This window comes from Hymenobacter segetis (assembly GCF_054776495.1).
On record NZ_BAAHBV010000001.1, the window covers coordinates 118239 to 135331 of the forward strand.

At 58.9% G+C, this 17093-nt stretch carries 19 protein-coding genes; 7 read left to right on the forward strand and 12 right to left on the reverse strand.

What is annotated here, in order from left to right:
• The first annotated feature begins 127 nt into the window (after window positions 1–127).
• Window positions 128–1099 carry a deoxyhypusine synthase family protein gene (locus ACYU70_RS00560; RefSeq protein WP_342296288.1) on the forward strand — a complete coding sequence of 324 codons (972 nt, stop codon included), beginning with the start codon at window positions 128–130 and terminating at the stop codon, window positions 1097–1099.
• A gap of 75 nt (window positions 1100–1174) precedes the next feature.
• Here ACYU70_RS00560 and ACYU70_RS00565 read toward each other — a convergent pair whose 3' ends face one another.
• The 5 genes from ACYU70_RS00565 to ACYU70_RS00585 form a co-directional block, all read right to left on the reverse strand.
• The gene (locus tag ACYU70_RS00565) at window positions 1175–2539 is read right to left on the reverse strand and encodes an OmpA family protein (RefSeq protein ID WP_342296287.1); all 1365 of its coding nucleotides are present in this window, start codon (window positions 2537–2539) and stop codon (window positions 1175–1177) included.
• Window positions 2540–2767: 228 nt separating this feature from the next.
• On the reverse strand, window positions 2768–3241 hold the full coding sequence (locus ACYU70_RS00570; RefSeq protein ID WP_342296286.1) for a hypothetical protein: 474 nt from the start codon (window positions 3239–3241) through the stop codon (window positions 2768–2770).
• A gap of 38 nt (window positions 3242–3279) precedes the next feature.
• Window positions 3280–4587, reverse strand: a complete 1308-nt coding sequence (locus ACYU70_RS00575) for a cystathionine gamma-synthase family protein (RefSeq protein ID WP_342296285.1) — start codon at window positions 4585–4587, stop codon at window positions 3280–3282.
• 272 nt (window positions 4588–4859) lie between these two features.
• A complete protein-coding gene (locus tag ACYU70_RS00580; protein WP_342296284.1) occupies window positions 4860–5414 on the reverse strand; it encodes a hypothetical protein in 555 nt (184 codons plus the stop codon).
• Window positions 5415–5879: 465 nt separating this feature from the next.
• Entirely contained in the window at window positions 5880–6443 is a 564-nt protein-coding gene (locus tag ACYU70_RS00585) for a hypothetical protein (protein ID WP_342296283.1), read from the reverse strand.
• Window positions 6444–6522: 79 nt separating this feature from the next.
• On the opposite strand from ACYU70_RS00585, the gene ACYU70_RS00590 reads away from it, so the two are divergent.
• Both ACYU70_RS00590 and ACYU70_RS00595 read left to right on the forward strand, forming a co-directional pair.
• The gene (locus tag ACYU70_RS00590; RefSeq protein WP_342296282.1) at window positions 6523–6936 is read left to right on the forward strand and encodes a helix-turn-helix transcriptional regulator; all 414 of its coding nucleotides are present in this window, start codon (window positions 6523–6525) and stop codon (window positions 6934–6936) included.
• 77 nt (window positions 6937–7013) lie between these two features.
• Window positions 7014–7775: an SDR family oxidoreductase gene (locus ACYU70_RS00595; protein WP_342296281.1), complete on the forward strand. Its 762-nt coding sequence runs from the start codon at window positions 7014–7016 to the stop codon at window positions 7773–7775.
• Between the two features lie 196 nt (window positions 7776–7971).
• Here ACYU70_RS00595 and ACYU70_RS00600 read toward each other — a convergent pair whose 3' ends face one another.
• The 5 genes from ACYU70_RS00600 to ACYU70_RS00620 all read right to left on the reverse strand — a co-directional run bounded on the left by ACYU70_RS00600 (window position 7972) and on the right by ACYU70_RS00620 (window position 10348).
• The gene (locus tag ACYU70_RS00600; protein WP_342296279.1) at window positions 7972–8145 is read right to left on the reverse strand and encodes a hypothetical protein; all 174 of its coding nucleotides are present in this window, start codon (window positions 8143–8145) and stop codon (window positions 7972–7974) included.
• 75 nt (window positions 8146–8220) lie between these two features.
• Window positions 8221–8679, reverse strand: coding sequence for a hypothetical protein (locus ACYU70_RS00605; protein ID WP_342296278.1), 459 nt, complete (start codon window positions 8677–8679; stop codon window positions 8221–8223).
• A 45-nt stretch (window positions 8680–8724) separates the two neighbouring features.
• Window positions 8725–8919 (reverse strand): hypothetical protein, encoded by a 195-nt coding sequence (locus ACYU70_RS00610; RefSeq protein WP_342296276.1) that lies wholly within the window; start codon window positions 8917–8919, stop codon window positions 8725–8727.
• Window positions 8920–8998: 79 nt separating this feature from the next.
• On the reverse strand, window positions 8999–9235 hold the full coding sequence (locus ACYU70_RS00615; RefSeq protein ID WP_342296275.1) for a hypothetical protein: 237 nt from the start codon (window positions 9233–9235) through the stop codon (window positions 8999–9001).
• A gap of 195 nt (window positions 9236–9430) precedes the next feature.
• Entirely contained in the window at window positions 9431–10348 is a 918-nt protein-coding gene (locus ACYU70_RS00620; RefSeq protein ID WP_342296274.1) for a DUF58 domain-containing protein, read from the reverse strand.
• 289 nt (window positions 10349–10637) lie between these two features.
• On the opposite strand from ACYU70_RS00620, the gene ACYU70_RS00625 reads away from it, so the two are divergent.
• From ACYU70_RS00625 to ACYU70_RS00635, 3 genes are all read left to right on the forward strand, one after another.
• Window positions 10638–11006, forward strand: a complete 369-nt coding sequence (locus ACYU70_RS00625; RefSeq protein WP_342296273.1) for a DUF3276 family protein — start codon at window positions 10638–10640, stop codon at window positions 11004–11006.
• A gap of 182 nt (window positions 11007–11188) precedes the next feature.
• Window positions 11189–12289 (forward strand): redox-regulated ATPase YchF, encoded by a 1101-nt coding sequence (ychF, locus tag ACYU70_RS00630; RefSeq protein WP_342296272.1) that lies wholly within the window; start codon window positions 11189–11191, stop codon window positions 12287–12289.
• 69 nt (window positions 12290–12358) lie between these two features.
• Entirely contained in the window at window positions 12359–12979 is a 621-nt protein-coding gene (locus tag ACYU70_RS00635) for an HNH endonuclease (protein ID WP_342296271.1), read from the forward strand.
• A gap of 58 nt (window positions 12980–13037) precedes the next feature.
• Here ACYU70_RS00635 and ACYU70_RS00640 read toward each other — a convergent pair whose 3' ends face one another.
• Complete coding sequence (locus tag ACYU70_RS00640; protein WP_342296270.1) at window positions 13038–14507, reverse strand: M48 family metalloprotease; 1470 nt, start codon at window positions 14505–14507, stop codon at window positions 13038–13040.
• 262 nt (window positions 14508–14769) lie between these two features.
• On the opposite strand from ACYU70_RS00640, the gene ACYU70_RS00645 reads away from it, so the two are divergent.
• Entirely contained in the window at window positions 14770–15627 is an 858-nt protein-coding gene (locus ACYU70_RS00645) for a hypothetical protein (RefSeq protein WP_342296268.1), read from the forward strand.
• Window positions 15628–15648: 21 nt separating this feature from the next.
• Here the strand turns inward: ACYU70_RS00645 and ACYU70_RS00650 are convergent, their stop codons facing one another.
• Complete coding sequence (locus ACYU70_RS00650) at window positions 15649–16977, reverse strand: type IX secretion system plug protein (protein WP_342296267.1); 1329 nt, start codon at window positions 16975–16977, stop codon at window positions 15649–15651.
• Window positions 16978–17093 lie beyond the last annotated feature (116 nt).

The window sequence follows — 17093 nt, forward strand, 5'->3', positions numbered from 1 at the left end:
GCTGAGCGCAGCCGAAGCATCTCTACCGCTTCGTTGCAACTACTTTGATAGTTACACGGTAGAGATGCTTCGGCTACGCTCAGCATGACCGTTCGAATAGCACAGCAATAAACATTCCCCCAACCCAATGCAAATCACCAACTTCCTCAAGCATCATTATCGCCACTTCAACGCTGCTGCGCTTATCGACGCGGCCGATGGCTACAACAAGCACCTCGCCGAGGGCGGCAAAATGATGATTACCCTGGCCGGGGCCATGAGCACCGCCGAAATGGGCATCCAGCTGGCCGAGCTGATTCGGCAGGACAAGGTGCAGATTATCAGCTGCACCGGCGCTAACCTGGAGGAGGATATCTTCAACCTGGTGGCTCACGATTTCTACGAGCGCGTGCCCAACTACCGCGACCTCACGCCCGCCGATGAGCAGGCCCTGCTGGAGCGCCACATGAACCGCGTGACCGATACCTGCATCCCCGAGGAAGAGGCCATGCGCCGCCTGGAGCACGTGGTATTGAAGTTCTGGGAGAAGGCCGACAGCGAAGGCAAAGCCTATTTCCCCCACGAGTTTTTCTACCAGATTCTGCTGAGCGGCGAGCTGGAGCAGTACTACCAGATTGACCCCAAAGACTCCTGGATGCTGGCGGCGGCCGAGAAAAACCTACCCATCATCTGCCCCGGTTGGGAAGATTCTACGCTCGGCAACATCTTCGCCGGCCACGTGATTTCGGGCGATATCAAGAACGTGCACACCATGCGCACGGGCATTCAGTACATGATTTACCTGGCCGAGTGGTACACCGCGCAGGCTACGGAAGAGAGCAAAGTGGGCTTCTTCCAGATTGGCGGCGGCATTGCCGGCGACTTCCCCATCTGCGTGGTGCCCATGCTGCACCAGGATTTGGGCCGCACCAGCGTGCCGCTGTGGGGCTATTTCTGCCAGATTTCGGACTCCACCACCAGCTACGGTAGCTATTCGGGCGCGGTGCCGAACGAGAAAATTACCTGGGGCAAGCTGGGCGAGAAAACGCCGAAGTTCATCATCGAAAGCGACGCTACCATCGTGGCTCCGCTGATTTTTGCCATCGTGCTGGGGCAATAATCGTTGCCTTGAATTGAAGCAAAAAAGCCCGCCGCTGAATTCAGCGGCGGGCTTTTTATTGTGTCCTGACCAACGCTATTTCTTCGTCACGCGCACGTCGACGCGGCGGTTTTGGGCGCGGCCTTCGGGGGTGTCGTTGCTGGCGATGGGGTGGGCGTCGCCGTAGCCTTCGGCGGTGATGCGGGCCCCGTCGATGCCATTGCTGACGACGGCTTGCCGCGCAATTTTGGCGCGGTCGTCGCTGAGGGCCATATTCATAACAGCTTTTCCTTTGTTATCGGTGTAGCCGCCGAATTTCAGGGTGGCCGTCGGGAAGGCTTTGAGGATGGCGGCCACGTTCTTCAGCTGGGCCTGCGACTCGGCGGTGAGGGTCGACTTGCCGGTGTTGAAGTACACGCGGTCGAGGCTCATCCAACCCTGGGTTTTGTCGGCGCTCACGGTCTGGGTTTTGTCGTTGAGGAAGTTGAACAGCCGCGACTCGAACGAGTTGCTGCCCACGTTCAGCACCGTGCCGTCGGGCAGCTTCACTTCGGTGTTGGCCCCGGTATCGTAGATGTAATTGCCGCTGGCGGCATCGTAGCGGCCGGTTGGGGCGGCAGCGGGGGCGGGAGCCGGCGGGACGGTCGTTATCGTGGTATCCGTGATGGTGGTGGTAGTGGCGGTGGGCTCGGTGGTTTCCGGGGTTTTGTTGCAGCTGCGCATGAAGTAGAACAATCCAGCCAGCACGGCCAGGGCGAGCAGCAGCAGCGGTAACCGACTGGGCGAGGTGGCGCGCGGTTCCACGTTGCGGAAGGCGGTGCGGCCGGCCTCGCCGGTGCGGTTGGCCGCCGCCGAAACCGTGTTGCCGATGCCGGCCGCCGCCCCGCCCAGGCCCAGGCCGGAAAGCATGGTGCCCAGGCCGCCCGGCAGGCCACTCAGCGCCCCCATGATGCTGCTGCGCTGGCTGCTGAGGTAGCTGCCGAAGCCGTTGGCATCCAGCTTATTTTCGGCGGCGTGCTTGCCCAGCAGGCCCAGCGCCACGGGCACGGCCATGCCCAGCAGGCTGCCGGTGGTGGACTCGCGCACGCCGGCTTGCTGGCTCACGCCTTCCACGGCCGCCGTGTAGTGCGTACCGAGCACGGAGCGCAGCAGCTCGGCCCCTTTGTTCAGCAGGCCGCCATCGGTGGCCGGCGCGGTGGTGTGCACGTTGCTGGTGCCGCCCAGCAGGCTGCCCAGGTTATTCAGAATGCCGTTGGTGTGCGCCTGACTGGCCAGGCCAAACAGCTCGGCGGTGCCACCGGGCTGCTGCGAGCGCGCAAAAAGCCCCCCCAACGCCAGCGGCACAATGCTGCGCAGGGCCGTGCCAATGCTGTTTTCGCTCTCCCCCAATGCCGTACTCGCCTGGCGTACGGTAGCGCCCCCGAAGTAATTCTGAACTAGTTCAAGCAGGTTCTGGCTCATGTCGATGGGTTGAAAAGTGAAAAGATGGGTCTGGGGGCGGTTGTGCTTTCCCCGCTTTCTTGAATTAAATATAGTTGTTTTTGTATAAATATAGGCAATGTGCTATGTTGGCATTTGATGGCTGCCGGGAAAATCGGTATTCGTCTATGAAGACTTGGCTACGCGAGCACCAAAAAGCAAAAGAGCCTGCCGCTGATGAAGCGACAGGCTCTTTTGTTACTGTGAATTTTATTTCCTTTCTAGTTCTGCAATTCTTTTCAGAACAGCAGTTCTATTCTTCGATGACAGCATCCATTTAGGAAGTCTGCTTTGTAAACTGGCGTTGTTCCACCCGTGTACTGTTTGGGTCCTTTCCCGCAGTTTTGCTTCTACATATTGCTTCAGCCAATTAAGGTGGTTCATGTTGTAGGCATAAAGTGTTTCATCCTTGCACGGAACCTGATACCACAGAGGGTAGCGAAAAAAGCAATCTACAGGCGGACCAAACAGAATCCCGTCATACTGTTCATAATTAAAATGAGCAGTTACAAAGGCATTAGGGTTGCCATCCCAGATTTTATAAAATGAGCAATTGGGGCATGAAAATTTAGCTTCCCAAACTTCCTTATAATGTGTCTTGACTACCCCTTTCGAGCCACATTTAGGGCACACAACTAGGATTTCATCCATGAAGTCACCTAAAGAACGATACTCGAAATACATAGTCAGAATTTAGGATGGTGAATTCAGCTGTGAAAAAGCTACGCCAGCTCCAATTCCCGCGTCTTCACCATGCCCACGGCCTCAAACGCCTGGCTCAAATCCAGCATCAAGTCCTGCGGGTCTTCGACGCCGATGCTCAGGCGAATCATTTGGGCAGTGATGCCCATTTCGGCCTGCTCGGGCACCGAGATATCGGAGTGGGTCATGGTGGCGGGGTGCTCGGCGAGGCTTTCGGTGCCGCCGAGGCTCACGGCCAGTTTGATTAGGCGCAGGGCATTCAGGAAGCGGAAGGCTTCGGGCTCGCCGCCTTTGATGTCGAAGGAAATCATGGAGCCGGGCGAGAGGCAGTGGCGGCGGTAGATATCCTGCTGAACGGGGTTGTGCTCCAGGTGCGTGAGGTAGTAGGTGTTCGCCACCAGCGGGTGGGCGCGGAGCCAGTCGGCGATGATTTGGGCGGAGTGGGCGGCGCGCTCCATGCGCAGCTTGAGGGTTTCGAGGGAGCGCATGAGCATCCAGCCGGTGTTGGGGTCGCACATGGTGCCCATGAAGGTGCGCATGGCTTTTATCTCCTTCATGAGGGGCTTGCTGGCCAGGGCCGCGCCCGCGATGAGGTCGGAATGCCCGCCCAGGAACTTGGTGGCGGAGTAGAGCACCACATCGGCTCCGTGCTTGAGGGGGTGCTGGAAAACGGGCCCGAGGAAGGTATTATCGACCACGAGGCGCACGGGCTTGTCGGCCGTGGAATACTTGCGGGCCAGGGCCCCGCAGGCTTCCAGGTCGATGAGGTGGTTGGTGGGGTTGGCGGGGGTTTCCACGAAAATCATGGCCAGGCTGCCGGGCGCAAGGGCGGCGGCCAGGGCTTCCATTTCGGCCGGCGTGGCGTGGGGGCGGAAGCCCACGGCCGTGATGCCGAACTTGCGCAGCACGTTTTTCAGGAAGAAATCGGAGCCGCCATATACCGGCTCGGAGTGCAGCACCACGTCGCCGGGCTGGAGCAGGGCCAGCAGCGTGGTGCTGATGGCGGCCATGCCGCTGGCGAAGCTGGCGGCGTCCTCGGCCCCGTCCCAAAGGCAAAGGCGGTGCTCCAGAATCTCCAGGCTGGGGTTGTTGAGGCGGGAGTAGATGAGGCCCATTTCCTCGTCGGGGCCTTGCTGGCGCAGGCCGTAGGCCAGCTCGAAGAAGGCCTTGCCCTCCTCGGCGCTGTTGAAGACGAAGGTGGAGGTTTGGAAAATGGGCGGCTTGATGGCGCCCTCGCTCCAGGCGGGGGTGTAGCCGTAGCTCATCATGAGGCTTTCGGGGCGCAGCTTTTGGCCGCCGATGCGGGCTTGGTCGTGCAGGGTGGGCATGAAGTGGGGGTTGGGTGGGAGTGAGGAAATAAAGTGGGGCGAAGGTAGGATTTTGTTTTGAGGAAGGGCACAAAAAAGCCCCGCCGCTGGGGAGCGGCGGGGCGTAGGATGTATTGATGGTGCGGGCCTGCGGCCCGTGCCCACTAGTAGCGGGCCTCCGGCCCGCGACGTGAGGACGACACCGTGGTGAATCGTTTAACGATTGCAGGCCAGAGGCCTGCTACTAGTCGGCACGCGCCGCAGGCCCGCGCCATCCGACGCTACTATTCGCGCTATTTTTTCAGCGCCGTCGGCGTGAAAATCTTCGGGTCATACAGCGCCTTCACGTCGTCGGGGGTGTCGATGTGCAGCGTGATTTGGTCGAGCAAATTCAGCTTGAGCTGGCGGGCGGCGGCTTTGCGCAGCTTTTTTTCCTCCTTGCTGTCGCCCTGCACTTCGCCTTTGCTCTCGCCCTGGGTGCCGCGGGCAACGGCGTAGTTTTTCTTGAATTTGAAGGCGCGGTCGGCCAGCTCGGCCCCGAGGTCATCCTTATAGGTGGCGGTGAGGGTAGCCACGCGGTCGAGCAGGGTAGGCAGGTCTTTGAGCGTGACGCTGCTGTACTCCGAGCGACCGTGGGGCAGGAATTCGGCCAGGGCCTGGGGGTTGGATTTCTGGCGGCCGAAGACGTATTGCACGTCCACGAGCAGCTCTGTTTTGGCAAACTCCTTGAAGTCGGCCCGCAGCTTTTCCACGGCGTCGGTATTACCGCCGCGCGTGCCCACGGTCACGTCCTGGTCGCCCAAGAGGGCGGCGTAGGCATCGTAGTGGGGTTTGAGGGCGGCAATCATGGCCGTGTAGCGGCCGTCTTGGTTCTGGCCGGGCCATCCGGGTGAGGGTGCCGTCCATGAGGTCGCGGAAGTCCTCGCGGGCCAGGTTTTTGGTAGCGAACGGGTTTTTGAGAAAAGGAAGGAACATGAGCAGGAATTGGATAAATGGTTGACCGGCAAGGTAGGGAAATAAGCCGGTCGGCCAATTATTCTGTTTAAAATCCTGCTTCCAAACGTTTGGAAGTTGAGTTTTGGGGCCAATGTTCCTTCCAAACGTTTGGGATGGAGGAATTGGGGCCAATGTTCCTTCCAAACGTTTGGGATGGAGGAATTGGAGCCAAATGTCCTTTCCAAACGTTTGGAAGTCGGGTTTTGAGGCAAAATGTGCCTTTCAAATGTTTGGGAGGGAGGAATTGGGGCTAATTGTGCCTTGCCAAACGTTTGGAAAGGGATAAATTCATAATTCAACCGCCATAAGTTTATTGCCTATAGGAGCATCGGATTCGTTGAACTGACACCAAACAGGGCATTGATTCGGGGTTGGACAGCCCAGATGCCAATTGGGAAAAACCAGATTATAAAAATCTCGCCGAGGTAATCCGCGAATACTACCGGACGTTGCAACTCGGTCGCTTTTAAAGATTTCGCGTTAAAATAAATGCAGTAAAAAATGCCGGCCATCGACAACAGGTGGAGCGGAATGATAACTGCGAGGGCCGATGCCGTCAGCCCATTCGTAGCCCCAAGCGGTGCGCCGAACATGTCTGCAATGATTAATGTAATGTAGGCAGAGGGGATGAACAAGGCTATTTTAAAGCGGGTTATGTTCATCGACACGGTAGGGGGAAGCTTTTGTTGTAAGCCAGTTGCTAACGCATAAAGCCAACTGAAGAAAACGCCTACAAATAATAAAAGCATCGCTGCGAATACCCGAAAGGAGAAATAGTCGCCCGATGCATGTGTACTAATCGTAACAAAGTCAGCAGTAAGAACAGGAATGAATAATAGCGTGAAAAGCTGCCAGTGTTTAATCTTTAATAAAAATTTCATTATTGAATGTGTGGTCAGAATAAGAATTCAGATGCTACCTCAGTCTCACGAATAGCCGCATAGCAAGTTTTTCAAAGATATGCCCCCTATCCCCAAAAAAATCCTGGCCCGCCAGCACGAAATCACCGCCGATTTCCGGCGCGAAGTCGACCAGCACATCGCTGACATCGTGGCCGGCCGGGCCACCGAAATGTGGGAAGTGCGCGACCTGGCCGCCCGGCTCTGCATCCACCCCACGCACCTGAGCAATACCCTCAAGCTCACCACCGGGCATTCGCCGTGCTTCTATTTCGAGGCCCGCATCATGGACGCGGCGCGCGCGCTGCTGCTCGACCCGCACCACCCCGTAGCCGCCGTGGCCGCCACCCTCACCTTCGACCCCTCCAATTTCACCAAGTTTTTCAAGCGCTTCCAGGGCTGCACCCCCAAGCAGTACCGCGAGCAGGCCTGGGCCGCCCAACGCGCCGAAATTGCGGAAGCTGTCACCATTTAAACGGAACTACTCACCATAAATCCGGGGGCCAGGGGCCGGACCTTTGCCTCATCATTCACCCCAACGAAATTGATTCGATGAGCACCTCCAAAATCGCCCTCGTCACCGGCGGCAGCCGTGGCTTGGGCAAAAACATGGCCCTGAGTCTCGCCAAAAAAGGCATCAGCGTCATCCTCACCTACCACAGCCAGCAGGCTGAAGCCGCCAGTGTAGTGGCCGAAATCCAGGCCCTGGGCCAGCAGGCCATGGCTTTGCAGCTCGATGCGTCCAATGTGGCCGGCTTCGATGCCTTCTTCGCCCAGGTCAAAACCGCGCTGCACGACACCTTCCAGGCCGAGCAGTTCGACTTCCTGATAAACAACGCCGGCACCGGCCTGCACGCCAGCTTCGCCGACACCACCGAGGCGCAGTTCGACGCCGTGATGAACATCCACCTCAAAGGCCCCTACTTCCTCACCCAAAAGGCCCTGCCACTGCTGGCCGACGGCGGGCGCATCATCAACATTTCCTCGGGGCTGGCCCGGTTTGCGCTGCCCGGCTCGTCGGCCTACGCCGCCATGAAAGGGGCCATCGAAGTCCTGACCCGCTACCAGGCCAAGGAGCTGGGCGCGCGCGGCATCGCGGCCAATGTAGTAGCCCCCGGTGCCATCGAAACCGATTTTGGCGGCGGCGTGGTGCGCGACAATGCCCAACTCAACGCCTTCGTGGCCTCCCAAACGGCCCTCGGCCGCACCGGCCAGCCGGAGGATATCGGCGGCGTGGTGGCCTTCCTCTGCACCGAAGAAGGCCGCTGGCTGAACGCCCAGCGGCTGGAGGCGTCGGGCGGGATGTTCGTGTAGGGGGCGAACCGGAACTGACTGAACGTCATGCAGAGCGCAGCGAAGCATCTTTACTGCTCAAGTAATCAGATTTACTACTGCGGTAAAGATGCTTCGCTGCGCTCTGCATGACGTTCAGTTAATCGTACAGCCACAAAAAAAGCCTTCCCGCTACGCAGCGGGAAGGCTTTTGACTTTCTGAATGACTTAAACCAGGCTATTTGCCGCCCGCCCGCCGCGTCCGGTACGAATCGACCTGCTGGCGCAGCACGGCCAATAAGGAGCCGTAGCGCTGGCGGGCTTCCTGGGTGCTTTCCAGTCGTTGGAGTCGGGAGTTAATCAACTCCGAGAAGTCTTCGACGGAATAAGGACGTTTCGGCGCGGAGGACACGAGCGGAACAACAAAAGGGTTTGGGCAATATAGCAGAGGCGCTACGTCATATACGTAGCGCCTCAAACATAAGACTTAAAACCGAAACAGCGGCCGGGCCGGGTTCCAGATGCCCCACGGAATCATGAGCAAAACCAGTACCAAGGCCACGCCGAAATAGAGCAGGGCCTTGCGGTGCTTTTGGGTGCTATCGCTGGTTTTCTTGACGGCGATGCGGCCCACCTGCGCCACCACGGCGGCCAGAATCATCACCACCGCGTGCTCCATGCCGAAGAAGCGAATGATGGGGTCCTTCATGGCCCCGGCCTGTTTCATGGCGTGCAGGCCCACGGCGCTAAGGTCGAAATACAGGCCCAGGCCGATGATAACCTGCAACCACATGAAGCCCGAAAAGGCGGCGCTCATGCCGTTGTCGGCGCTCAGGAAGGGGCGGCGGCCGGTGTAGCCCACGTAGGCGCGGTACACGGCAATGAGGCCGAAGATGAGCACGAACCAGCGGGACCAGGAGTGCAGAACGAGAAGGGTTTGGTACATAAAAAGGGGAAGAGGTGAGCAGAGAAAATCAGTTGCAAAAGTGGCCTAAGCAGGAGTCAGAGCCAACTTTTTCTTGTCGCGGTGCACCACGAACATAACCACGAACAGCGACACATACGGCAGCGCACACCCAATGCCAAACCACCGCCAGAACGAGCGGCCGTGGCTGTACGCCATAAACGCCGTCATAATCGGCATGAAAAACAATGGCGTCAGAATAACAATAAGGGCCTCAATCATCGAAAAAATAGCGCTAAACAGTGCCGTAAAGGTAGGGCTGCCAGCCGTGCGGTCAACCCGGGCGCGGGCAGCGGTGCGGCTAGAGCTGCGTTGGCCACTGGTGTGGCGGCCGCTGTTGCCGGGCGGCTTTTTCCTCCCGCCACTTATCACGCATGGCCATGAACAGCGCGATAAATACCGACACAAACGGCAGCAGCAGCCCCAAACCAAACCACCGCCAGAACGAGCGGCCGTAGTTATAAGCAATGTAGCCGGTGATGGGCGCGAAGACGAGCAGCGAAACCCCGAAAATGAGCAGCAGGCGAAGAAAGAACACGGAAATTGAGGGATGGAATGGAAATAATTATGCTATTGGAACGTCATGCTGAGCGAAGTCGAAGCATCTCGCGTGTGGTAGTAACTCAATCGTTGGCTACGTCGACCTTCGATTGAAAAGGGGTTAGTGATGGCACGCGAGATGCTTCGACTTCGCTCAGCATGACCGTGCTTTTTTCGTTCTAGTTGAGTAGTTCTACCGCACCTTGCCGCGCTTCACCAAGTAGGCATACAGCACTTTCTCGAACGGTTCGCGCACGTCCACAGGCACGAAATCGATGCGCAACTGGCCGCAGCGTTGGGCCAGCTCCTGCTCGTAGGCCGTCATGGCGGCCTGGTATTGCTCCTTCACCTGCGAGGGCTGGAGCTTGATTTCCAGGCCGGTTTCCACGTCTTCAAAGATGTAGGGCCGCTCGGCGAAGTCAAAATTGGCCTCCGTGGCGCGGTCGAGGACGTGGAACAGCAGCACTTCGTGGTGCTGGTGCTTGAGGTGCTGGAGGGCGGCCAGGGCGGCTTCCTGCTCCTCGGCCCCGCGCCCCAGCATATCGCTGAACAGGATGACGAGCGAGCGTTTCGGAATCTGCTGCGCGATGGCGTGGATGGTGCCGGCCACGTCGGTGCCCCGAACGGTTTTGGGCGCGGGTGGGCGCTCCAGTAATTTTTGTAGGGCCAGCAGCAGCGTGTGCCGGTGGGTGCTGGTGGAGCGCACCGGCGTTTGCAGCTCAATGGTATCGGCGAAGGTGACGAGGCCCACGGCATCGCGCTGGCGGGTGAGCAGCGTGGTGAGCGCAGCGGCGGCCAGAATGCTGAATTTCAGCTTGTCGAACCCCGGCGCGGGGTAGTACATGCTGGGGCTTACATCGAGCAGAATGTGGGCGCGCAGGTTGGTTTCCTCCTCGTAGCGCTTCACGAACAGCTTATCGGTGCGGGCAAAAACCTTCCAGTCGATGTGCCGCGTGCTCTCGCCGGGATTATACAGGCGGTGCTCCGAAAACTCGACCGAAAAGCCGTGGTAGGGCGACTGGTGCAGGCCGGTGATGAACCCATCCACCAGCTGGCGGGCCAGAAACTCAAGGTTCTCAAAGGAGCGGATGGCGGCGAGGTCGAGGGGCATGCAAGGGGCGGGAGAGGAGCTTTGGGGCAAAGGTTTGGGGCAGTTGAGAGCATAAAGAACGTCATGCAGAGCGCAGCGAAGCATCTTGCCCGCCACCAGCAATCCAATCGAATGAGTTACTTACTGCGGGCAAGATGCTTCGCTGCGCTCTGCATGACGTGCTGCTTGGTCGTTCCTGCCTTCAACATCAACGCTACCCCCGCCGTTTATCTTTACCGCAACTTTCGTAAGTTAGTCCTTTCAACCAACCGACCAATTCTATTTCCCACTCATACCCCACCCAATTCCAGTGGACGACCGTCACGACCAGGAAGAAATTTATTCCCAACGCATTAAAGCCGGCAAGCGCACGTACTTCTTCGACGTGAAAGCCACCCGCGGCCAGGATTACTACCTGACCATCACCGAGAGTAAGCGCCGCCAGAACGGCGACGACTCCGTCTCGTACGAAAAGCACAAAATCTTCCTCTACAAGGAAGATTTCCTCAAGTTCGTGGATGCCCTGCAGGATGCCGTGGACTACGTGCGCGAGGAGCTGCTGAGCCCCGAGGAAGTGGCCGAGCTCGACCGCCCCCGCGACTACGACGACCGCGACCAGCCCCGCCGCGAGGTGGAGCGCCCCGCCTTCGACCCCAACCGCAGCGACGACAGCTTCTAGGGCAGCGGCAAGCCACAAGCGGCAGCAAACAGCTAGGACTTGTGGCTTACCGCCGGCATGTTTTTCAACGGCGCGACTGGACTTTGGTCTGGTCGCGCCGTTTTGCGTGGCGACAGGCCGTACCTTTGCGGCCGAATTGCCCGCAATTCAACACTTAACATTCAACACTCAACCCTACTTAAATGGGCCTCCGCTGCGGTATCGTCGGCTTGCCGAACGTCGGTAAATCCACCCTTTTCAACGCGCTTTCGAACGCCAAGGCCGAATCGGCCAACTACCCGTTCTGCACCATCGAGCCCAACGTGGGCGTCATCACCGTGCCCGATGAGCGCCTCCAGATTCTGGAAGCCCTCGTGAACCCCAAGCGCGTGCTGCCCACCATTATCGAGTTTGTCGACATCGCCGGCCTCGTGAAAGGTGCCAGCAAGGGCGAAGGCCTGGGCAATAAATTCCTGGCCAACATCCGCGAGGTGGACGCCATCATCCACGTGGTGCGCTGCTTCGACGACCCCAATATCGTGCACGTAGCCGGCGGGGTTGACCCGGTTTTCGACAAAGACGTTATCGACACCGAACTGCAAATCAAAGATTTGGAGAGCATCGATAAGAAGCTGTTGAAATCGGAGCGCAGCGCCAAGGCCGGCGATGCCGTGGCCAAGAAGGAAGTGGTGTCGCTACAGAAATTCAAAGCTGCCCTTGAAGGCGGGGCCAATGCCCGTGCCGTTGATGCTTCGGCCGACGACCTCGAAGCCGTGGCCGATTTGCAGCTGCTCACCATCAAGCCCGTGATTTACGTGGCCAACGTGGACGAGGCCAGCATTGCCAGCAACGGCAACAACCACGTAACCGCCCTGCGCGAGCACGTGAAAGCCGAAGGAGCTCAGGTGGTGCTGGTGTCAGCCGCTATCGAAGCCCAGATTGCAGACATGGAAGACCCCGAGGAAAAAGAAATGTTCCTGGGCGAATACGGCCTCACCGAGTCGGGCCTGAACAAGCTAATCCGCGCCAGCTACGAGCTGCTGAACCTGATTACCTACTTCACCGCCGGCGTGCAGGAAGTACGCGCCTGGACCATCCATCGCGGCGACAAAGCCCCGGCTGCGGCCGGTGTTATTCACTCCGATTTCGAGAAAGGCTTCATCCGCGCCGAGGTTATCAAGCTGCCGGATTATCAGGAATACAAGACCGAAGTAAAAATCAAGGAAGCTGGCAAAATGGCCGTGGAAGGCAAGGAATACGTGGTACAGGATGGCGACATCATGCACTTCCGGTTTAATGTTTAACTGATATCCCCTTTATTTAGGGCTTTAATCACCCCAACCGATTTCGGTTGGGGTTATTTTTTTTCGAAAATGGCAAAAATTACTATAAACAGGAATGTTGCTGGCTTGAGGTATCCTACTCTTGCAAGCATAAAAGGGCGGTCGAGTACAATCCGAGCCGAATTTATTAAATCGGTTATCCCCGAAATAATACCCAATCCAATGGAGATTGAAGAAGCATTAGCAGTGCTTCAGCAAAATAAGGGAAGTTTATGTTGTTCTTATTGTGGAGACACTCCCACTGAATGGGACCACTTCTTTTCGGCTGTTTCTAATAAAATGGCCACAGGCTATATTACGGAAGTATACAACTTGGTTCCCGCCTGTGGAAAGTGTAACCAATCAAAAGGAGCAGCTTATTGGAAAAACTGGATTCGCGGCAAAGCAACACTCTCGCCCACATCTAGATTGAGTAATGGTAAATTAAACATTACAAAAGAGCAGCTTGAAGTCAAAATTGGCATTCTCAAAGACTTCGAAGAATGGGGTAAAGCCAGAATTACTAAACTTAATTTTGATAGTGTTTCTGGGCATGAATTTGCCGAATACTTTAAATCTTGTGAGGATTTAATTGACAAGCTCGCCGCCTATGAAGAAACGGCAATCGCGCTGAAAATTAAAGTAGAAGGAACATTACAAAAACGGACTTAAGGAAAAGGCCAACTCATAATTATGAGTTGGCCTTTTCCTTAAGTCCGTTTTTGTAATTCTAGCGACCTACCACCTTATAAAGCATGCCCTTGGGCAACTTATCGGTAGTTTTCATGCCATTCACGATGGCCAGCTCCTCGTAGCGCTTCGACGGAACCCCGGCGGCAGCCAGGGCCGAAGCCAGCGTTTGATTGCCGGTGGCGGTGCGGATGTGAATGTGCTCGGGCTGGCGGTTCAGCTTGTTGGCATCGGTGAGGCGGGCGTAGCCTTGGGCGGCCTGCTGAAACTGCGGCGCGTAGGTGCTGAACGAAGCCGGGGCGGCCAGGCCCACGAAGGCGTAGATGCTTTTGCCGTCCTGAATGAGCTGGGCCAGCACGTGGGCGGGCGTGCTGCTTTGGTCGCTGGCCTGCTGGTCGCCTTCAAACACGAGGGCCGGGAAGCCGTTGATGGTGGTTTTGCTGGCATTGGCCGAGGCCAAGCCGATGGATTTGGCGAGGCTCTGGCCGGCTTCATCCAGCGAGCTGCCGCTGGCTCCGAGGAAAACTAAGAGGGCTTTGCCATTGGGCTCGGCCATCTGGAATTTGTCGGGGGCGTTCTGCGATTTCCAGCCCGAGGGGATGGGGAAGCGGAATTTCAGGTCGGGGTGGTAGAACACGCCGCTTTCCACGAAGCCCTGGCGCGGGTCTTCGCCGAAGGTCAGGCCCTCGATGGAGCGTAGGTAGGCGTCGCGGTTCACGGCCAGGGTGCGGTTGCCCACGCTTTGCTTGGCCTGGGCGGCCAGCTGCTTCACGCGGGTGTAGCGGTCGGCCGAGTTGGGGTGGGTGCTCAGGAAGGTGGGAATGCTGCTGCCGCTCTGGGCCTCGGTGCGCTCCAGGGTCTGGAAGAAATCGGCCATGTGGCTGGCATCGTAGCCGATTTTGGTGGAGTATTTCACGCCCAGGCCGTCGGCCTCGTTCTCGTCGTCGCGGCCGTATTTCAGCATGCCCAGGCCTACCACCTGCTGCGCCACGCCGCCCACCGACTGCATCACGCGCGGGGCCAGCACCGAGCCCAGTATCATGCCGATGCCGGCGATGGTGCTGCGCGTCTGCTGCTTCTTGCCGTGCTGGGCGGTGATGTGGCCGAGCTCGTGCCCGAGCACGCCGGAAAACTGGGCCTCGTCATTGAAATACGCCATGATACCGCGCGTGAAGTACACGTGGCCGTCGGGCGTGGCGAAGGCGTTGATAATAGGCGAGTCGACGATGGTGAAGCCGTAGTCGCCGGGACGGTCGGAGATGGCCGTCATGGCCTTGCCCCGCGCCGAGATGAGGCTTTGCAGCTTGGCATTATCATAGAGGCCAAACTGGGCGATAACGGCCGGGTCGGGCTTGGCACCTTGCAGCGGGCGGGCAGCGGGAATGGTTCTGACGGGGGAAGTCGCCGGGCGGCGGGCCGCCCAATCAGTCATGCTGGAAGAGCTGGCCAGCGGCATCAGCAGCGCAAGTAGCGCGCCGGTGCGCAGGGAGGGAAGAAGCGAAAGATTCATGGGAATAAATAAAGCGGAATTACCGGTGAAGGTCAGCGAATGGGCTTGCAACGTCGGCAGGGCAAATGCGGTTACGCCGCGCTACGGTTAGGCCTGATACTGACGGCGGCTGGCCTTGCGTTGGAGCCGTCCGGGGCAAGCCCCGCTAGGGTTATGCCATTTTCCTGCCAGTTTGCGGCCAAACCAGTCACATTCACCCAAAACACACGCAATGCTCAAGAACATTGCGCCTGCTTTTGCCCGCTTGTTTTCAATTTTTTCGATGACCATCTCCCGTTTGTGGCCCGTGTGGCTGCCCGCAGCTTTTTTATTTCTGGCGTGCAGCCGCCAGCCCACGGCCAGCAGCGCCAGCCGGTTTGTGCCCGCGCCGCCGGTGGTGGATGGGCTGGCCACGGAGTGGACCGACTCGCTGCACTACGACCCCACCAGCAAGCTGCAATATCAGGTGCTGAATGACGGCCGCGCGGTGTATCTGCGCATCAAAGCCGCCGACCCTACTACCCAGGCTAAAATCGTGCGGCTGGGCCTCACGGTCTGGCTCGATACCACGGGGCGCAACCAGCACCAGTTCGGGGTGCATTTCCCGCTGGGCCAGATGGGCGGACGCGGCCCGGCTGAAGGCCGCGACCAGCAACCCGATAATGGGGCCGATGCCTCCACCGACCGCCAGATGGCCCGGCGCGAGCGCATGACTCGCATGATTGCCAACATGCGCGAGATGGAGCTGATTAATTACAAAGGCAGCAAGGAGCCCACCCTCACCGACAACCAGTCGCAGCTCGGCGTGAAGGCCGCCTTGGCCGTGGATGCGCAGGAAGACCTGATTTACGAGCTGGCCGTGCCGCTACGCTTGCTCTACCACAAGCTGCCCGCATTGGCTACCGGCCAAAAAGCCGTAGTAGGCGTCACGCTGGCCGGCGGCAAGCTCACCATGCCCGGCCAGGGTGGCGGGGGCGGAGGTATGCAGGGCGGCATGGGTGGCGGCATGCGCGGCGGCGGTGGAATGCGCGGTGGTGGCGGCTATGGCGGGGGCGGCATGCGTGGTGGCGGCGGCTACGGTGGCGGGGCACAAATGACCCCGCTGACGCTGAAAACCAGCGTGCAGCTCAGCGCGAAGTAGCCGAAGCCGGGCACGCCTGGGCTACTGCCGGCTGTTCATATCCACGGCTTTGTAGCCGATGAGCAGGTCGGCGCGGGTGCCGGGCGGGCGGTAGTACACCAGCAGGTCATACTGGTTTTCGGTTTCGTAGTGCGTGCCTTCGAAGTAGGCTTCGTTTGGGGCCTTGCCGGTAGCGCCGGCCACGGCAAAATCGTAGTTGTAGTAGCCTTGCTTGAGCAGGGCGTGGCCGGTGTAGAGCTGCTGCGCCTCGTCGTATTTCAGCTTGAACTCGTCCTTCAACTGCCAGTCGGTGAGCGCGCCGAACACGTAGACCGGGCCGGGCGCGGGCTGCGGGGCCTTTAGTTGGAACTGAACGTCGGCGTAGTCGGCATTGGTGGCGCCGCTGCCGTATTCGCGGCTCTCGAACACGCGCTGGCCGTTGGAATCCACGTATTGGTTGTAGGCCGTCTGACTGCGCGATACTTCGGGCTGGAGCTGCACCGTGGTCACGGGCGTGGCACGCGGGTCCACATGCAGCACGCCAATACCCACCGACTGGATGGAGCGGGTATCGAAATACCGGTACTCGCTGAGGCCGGGGAAGGCGTTTTCGAAGTTGAAATACTGGTACTCGAGCCGGCGCTCGGCATCGCGCACGAAGGTGGGGTGTAGGTTGTACTTAGCGTTGTCCCAGCGGAAGTTCTGGCGCAGCACCACCTTCACCTCCACGGCGGGGTTCACCAAATCTACGGTGCCGTAGCCCACGCTGAAATCGAGCTGCTGCATGGTGAACCGCTCCTGCCCGCCAATGACGATGCCCGGGGCCAGGCCCACATTCACCTGGTTCTCATACACCAGCAGCCGGCGCGATACCACCGGCACGCCGCCCTGGCTCTGCACCACCAGCAGGTAGTTGCCGCTCAGTTTCACCTGCGGAGCCCGCAGCCGGTAGTGATAATACGGCACCTTAGTGCCCGTGCCCACCCGGTAATCGGTGATGAGAAACTCGTTGATTTCGCTCAGAAACTGCATGTCCGTCAGCACCGAGGGCTGCCAGTCGGCATCACAATGGATGAGCTTGGCGGTGTAGCGCTGGCTTTGCTCGCCCAGCACGTCGAACTCCAATAGGATGCTCGGGCTCTGGCCCAGCGGCACCACCGGCGGCTGAAATACCTCGTTGGGCTGGCCGGTGTTCACGTAGCATTGCACGCTGCGCACATCGGGCGCGTAGGTGTAGTCCTGGTAGCGCAGGGTGCGGTCGGCGTAGTATTCGGGGGGCTTCTGGGTGCCGGGGGCGGTGCTGGTGATGGGGGTGCCCAGTGGCACGCAGGCGGTGGCGAGGAGGAGGGAAGCGAGGGGAAGGATGCGCATGGGCCGAAAGGTACGGCTCAGCTGATTTGCTCCGCAAGGCTCTGCGCCATTCACGGCGGCAGAGGACTATGAGTGAGCTTATGACCCTGATGGCCCGACGCAGAATCTGTTCGACC